This is a genomic window from Actinomadura sp., from assembly GCF_044508335.1.
Classification (GTDB): domain Bacteria; phylum Actinomycetota; class Actinomycetes; order Streptosporangiales; family Streptosporangiaceae; genus Spirillospora.
The window spans coordinates 55,850-60,595 of the sequence record NZ_JBIQHY010000028.1; the positions used below are offsets into that span (position 1 = coordinate 55,850).

The following is a 4,746-nucleotide window of genomic DNA, read 5'->3' on the forward strand; positions in this document are numbered from 1 at the left end:
GGCGCAGAGCGGAGGAGGCATCATGGCGACCACGGTCACCGGCGACGGCTACACGTTGTGGTACGAGGTGAAGGGCGACGGTCCTGCCGTCGTCTTCCCGTCGAGGATGCGCGCCGAGCACGGCGCGCTCGCGGCCGCGTTGGCCGAGCACGGGTACCGGGTGGTGCGCTACAAGCCGCGGCAGGTCGTCGGGCTGATGGAGCCCGAGGACGAGGCGGGCGGCCCCTGGGAGCCGACGGGCTGGACCCGCTTCCCCGCGGACGTCGAGATCGCCGACTTGCACGCGGTGGCGGACTCGGCCGGCGCGGGCGACTTCGTGCTGGCCGGGTACTCGGGCATGGCGGCGCTGGCGGGGTTCCTGGCGGGCGCCGCCGAACGGGCGGTCGGGCTCATGGTCGGCGGGTTCCCCCTGCTGTCCGGCGCGGACTACTGGCTCGGGTACGTCGAAGGCGCCCGCGCGGCCCTGCTGCAGGCGGGGCTCCAGGAGAAGGCGGACGAGCAGCATCTGGGCATCTTGATGTACCGGGAGTGGGCGACGCGCGACCAGGCCGAGGTGCTGGCCGCGCTGAAGGGGCCGAAGATCGTCTGGTACGGCTCGATCGACGGCGAGCCCGAATGCCGCATGTACGACTACGTGGGAGGGAGCGCCATCGCGCGCCGTGTCCGCGAGACGGCCGGAGACCTGCGCCGGGCCGGGTTCGAGGTCATCGAGTTCGAGGGGCTGGACCACATCGCCGGGCTGGCGGAGGCGCCCCTGGTCGCCCCGAAGCTGGCGGCCGCGCTGGCCGCGGCCGGCTGGTGAACGGCGGGGGCGCAGGTGAGCGCGCTGGTATGATCTCCGGCGATGCGTGGGCGGAAGCGGTGACGCAGCCAGGAGGCCCGCCCCCGGCGTGACACGGCCGATGTCCGATCGGCGCGGGATGCCGTCCGCCCGCTCGTCCACAGTTAGGTTCCCCGGTGCTGCTCTCCCCTCTGGCCAGGCGTCGCTCGAAGAGCGCGATGGGCGCGGTCAAGGGCAACTGGCTGTTCGCGGCGGTGCTGCTCGCGGGCGTCGTCCTGCGGGTGATCACCATGCTGGGGTTCCGGAGCGCGCTGTGGTTCAACGACAGCTACGACTTCCTGCGCATCGCGGACGACCCGTTTCCGCATCCGCTGCGGCCGTCGGGTTACGGGATCCTCCTCTGGGGGCTGAAGCCGTTCCACAGCCTGGCCCTGGTGACGCTGCTGCAGCATGCGGCGATCGCCGGGCTGGCGGTGGCCGCGTACCGGATGCTCGTCCGGGACTTCGAGGTCCGCCGGACGTGGGCGGCGCTGGCCGTCACGCCGATCCTGCTGGACTCGTACCAGATCGAGCTCGAGCACCTGCTCTTGTCGGACACCTTGTTCATCGTGCTGGTGTTCGGCGCGACGCTGCTGCTGGCCAGGCCGGGGGCGACCGGGTGGCGGCGGGCGGCCGCGGCGGGGGCGCTGCTCGGCATGGCGTCGGTCACGCGCACGGTCGGGCTGCCGCTGTTCGTGATCGTGCTGCTCTACCTGGTCGTCCGGCGGACGCGGTGGCCCGTGTGCGCGGCGCTCGCGGTGACGTTCGTGCTGCCCGTCGGCGCCTACGCGACGTGGTTCCAGCAGGAGCACGGCCGGTTCCAGATGACCGGGGTGGACGGCGTCTTCCTCTGGGGGCGGACGGCCGCGTTCGCCGACTGCGACGCGCACGCGCCGCCGCCGGACCTGGCGAGCCTCTGCCCGTACGGGGCGAAGGAGAACCGGCCCGCCTCGTCCCATCAGATCTGGGAGGAGAACTCGCCGACCGGTTGGTCCAACGGGAAGGCGTTCAGCCAGGAGACGAACGAGCGGGCGCAGCGGTTCGCGTTCTGGGCCATCCGGAACCAGCCGGCCGACTACCTGCGGGTCGTCTCGTACGACTTCTTCGTCCGCACGTTCTCGTGGCACCGGTCGCAGTATCCGACGGTCGGCACCGAGGCCAGGTACCACTTCCCGACGAAGCCGACCGCGCGCAAGCCCGGTCTGCCGGTGCTGGGCGGCGGCGACCGGCGCACGGTCGTGTACGAGTACTCGCACGGCACCGGCCGGACGCACATCGTGGAGCCGTACGCCGAGTTCATGCGCGACTACCAGGAGCGCGTGAGCGTCCCCGGGACGGTGCTCGGGATCGTGCTGCTGGCGGGTGCGGCCGGGATCGTGCGGCGGCGGGCGCGCGCCCGCACCGCGCTCTTCTGGACGCCCGCGGTCGCCCTCCTGGCCATCCCGCCGGTCACGGTCGACTTCGACTACCGGTACATGCTGCCCGCCATGCCGTTCGCGTGCTTCGCCGCCGCGCTGGCGTGGGGGCGCCGCAGGCCGGCCGCCGCGGTGGAGGTGCCGGAGGCGGTGGCGGCGCCCGAGGCGCAGCCGGCCGACGCCTGACGGCCCCTTGCGCCCACCGGCGCCTTACGTGAGACTTTCTCGCATTCTGGGAGGTCTCGGTGTCGCGAATCCGGTGGGACGTCCTGCTGGGCGTCGTCGTGCTGGCGGACGTGCTGCGCGTCTTCCTGCCGTCGCTGATCACGCTCGTCGGCAGCGCGGGGTCGACCCCCGCCGAGGTCATGGGGGCGTACGCGCTGTCGTGGTTCGCCGCGGCGTTCCTGACCGTCCCCCTGGCCCGGTTCGTCCCGGCCCCCAGGCTCGCGGTCTGCGGCGCGGGCCTGCTGGTCGCCGCCCGGATCGTCCTGCAGCTCTCGGACGGCGGCGACCCCCAGCTCTACGCGGCCGGCATCGGCCTCCTCGGCGGGCTGGTGTGGCTGACCGCGACCGCGATGGCCGTCCGGGACGCCGCACCGGTCATGACCGGGTTCGCCGGCGGGCTCGCGGCGGCGACGGCGCTGCACGCGGCGCTCGAAGGCATCGACCTGGTGTGGCGGCCGGGCCTCGTCCCGTGGCTGCCGTTGGCCGTCTACCTGGCGCTGTTCGCGTTCACCTCGGCGAGACGGCCTGATGCCGAGCCGGACGCGCCCGGCCGGCCGCGGATCTGGCTGGCCGCCGGGCCGGCGTTCCTCCTGTGGGGCGTCTGGACGGGGAACGCGGCGCACGCACAGGCCAGCGCGGGATGGTCCGGGGGCGTCGCGGCCGCGGTCGTGGCGGCGTCGGCCGCCCTGTCGGTGGCGGTGGCGGCCCGACCCCGGTTCTGGACGCGGCACCCGCTCGCGCCGGCGGCCGGGCTCGTCCTGTCGGCGGCCGGGTTCGCCGCCGGACGGGCCACCGTGGACGGCGTCCACGGCGTCTCCCCGTCCTGGACGGTCGCCGCGCAGGTGCTCGGGCAGTTCGCGCTGGCGGGCTGCCTCGGCTGGGCGGCCGCGTCCGCCGCCGGCCCCGACCGGCCCGGCCGGCGCGGGACGGCGATGGCGGGCGGCTGGCTGCTGTTCGTCGTGCTGATGTTCGCCTACTACTCCGCCTACGACCTCGGGACGCCCAACCGCTGGGTGCCGGTCGTGACGGCGCTCGGGGTCGCCGCCCTGACCGTCCGCGCGCCGGAGCCGCGGCGCGAGCACGGCCTGGAGGTCTGGGCGGCGGGCGCGGCCGCCGTCGCCGTCCTCGCGGTGGCCGCGGTGCCGCTGTGGCGGGACACCGGCCCGCGCCCCCGGCCGGTCGACGACGGCGGTCTCCGCATCGCCGCCTACAACGTGCGCATGGGCTACGGCCTGGACGGGACGATGACCGTCACCCGGCAGGCCGGCGTCCTGCGCGCCATGCGCCCGCACGTCGTCGTCCTCGGCGAGGTGGACCGGGCGTGGCTGCTGAACGGCGCCCGCGACTCGCTCCGGCTGTACGCCGAGCGGCTCGGGATGCGGGCGGTCTGGGCGCCGGCCGCCGACGAGGTCTGGGGCGACGCGCTGCTCACCGACCTGCCGGTCACGTCCGTCCGGAACGAGCCGCTGGTGAAGGGCGGGCCGACCGGCGCGCAGGCGCTCATGGTCGGGCTGCGCTGGAAGGGCCGCGACATCACGGTGATCGCCACGCACACGCAGCCGCCCGCCGGCTGGTCCGGCCTCGGCCAGGCCGAGCAGCTCGCCGGGCTGGCCGCGGACGCCGCGCGGGACGGCCGCCAGGTCGTCGTCGCCGGCGACCTCAACCTGGAGCCGGGCAGCCCGCCCTGGCGGACGCTGACGGACGCGGGGCTGACCGACGCGCTCGCCGCGTCCCGCCCGTTCGCGACGCCGGTGACCGGGTCGAAGCCGATCGACCACGTCCTGGTCACCTCCGGCCTCACCGGACGCGACGCGGTCAGCGAGGACGCCCGCTACTCCGACCACCCCGCGATCGCCGTCACCCTCGACGCGAAATGAGCGATGCCGGCGCGCTAGAGGCCGAGGCGCGCGGCGGCCACCTTCTTCGGGACGACCATCCGCCATGCCTCCGTGACCAACTCCTCCATTTCGGCTTCGTCGAGCGCGGCCGTCCAGGCGTGGACCCAGTTGAAGCGCATGTCGGATTCCCTGGGCAGGTGGAATTTCTCCGGTTCGGACGCCACCAGGGCGGCGCGCTCCTCCTTCGGGAAGGCGAAGCCCATCACGGTCTCATCCCGTGAGAACGCGACGTAGACGATGGAGCCGACGCGGAACTTCACCTGGTCTCTGATGAGGTGCTCCGATGTGCGGGGCAGCGTTCTGGCGAGCGCCCGCACCTGCTCTACCGTGATCAACATGTCCTCCTGTGGCCGCGGTTCCATCAGCGAACCACCCGGGTCCGACGGTC

The 4,746-nt window shown here is 74.1% G+C and carries 4 protein-coding genes; 3 read left to right on the top strand and 1 reads right to left on the bottom strand.

Annotated features, from left to right (window positions below; all coding sequences use genetic code 11):
• From ACIWVC_RS13260 to ACIWVC_RS13270, 3 genes are all read left to right on the top strand, one after another.
• A partial coding sequence (locus tag ACIWVC_RS13260; RefSeq protein ID WP_396454179.1) for an alpha/beta fold hydrolase occupies positions 1-802 on the top strand: 802 nt, incomplete at its 5' end.
• A 155-nt stretch (positions 803-957) separates the two neighbouring features.
• The gene (locus ACIWVC_RS13265; RefSeq protein WP_396454180.1) at positions 958-2,421 is read left to right on the top strand and encodes a hypothetical protein; all 1,464 of its coding nucleotides are present in this window, start codon (positions 958-960) and stop codon (positions 2,419-2,421) included.
• A gap of 59 nt (positions 2,422-2,480) precedes the next feature.
• A complete protein-coding gene (locus tag ACIWVC_RS13270) occupies positions 2,481-4,337 on the top strand; it encodes an endonuclease/exonuclease/phosphatase family protein (RefSeq protein ID WP_396454181.1) in 1,857 nt (618 codons plus the stop codon).
• A 14-nt stretch (positions 4,338-4,351) separates the two neighbouring features.
• Here the strand turns inward: ACIWVC_RS13270 and ACIWVC_RS13275 are convergent.
• Positions 4,352-4,746: MmcQ/YjbR family DNA-binding protein (locus ACIWVC_RS13275; RefSeq protein WP_396454182.1), on the bottom strand; the 395-nt coding region annotated here is incomplete at its 5' end.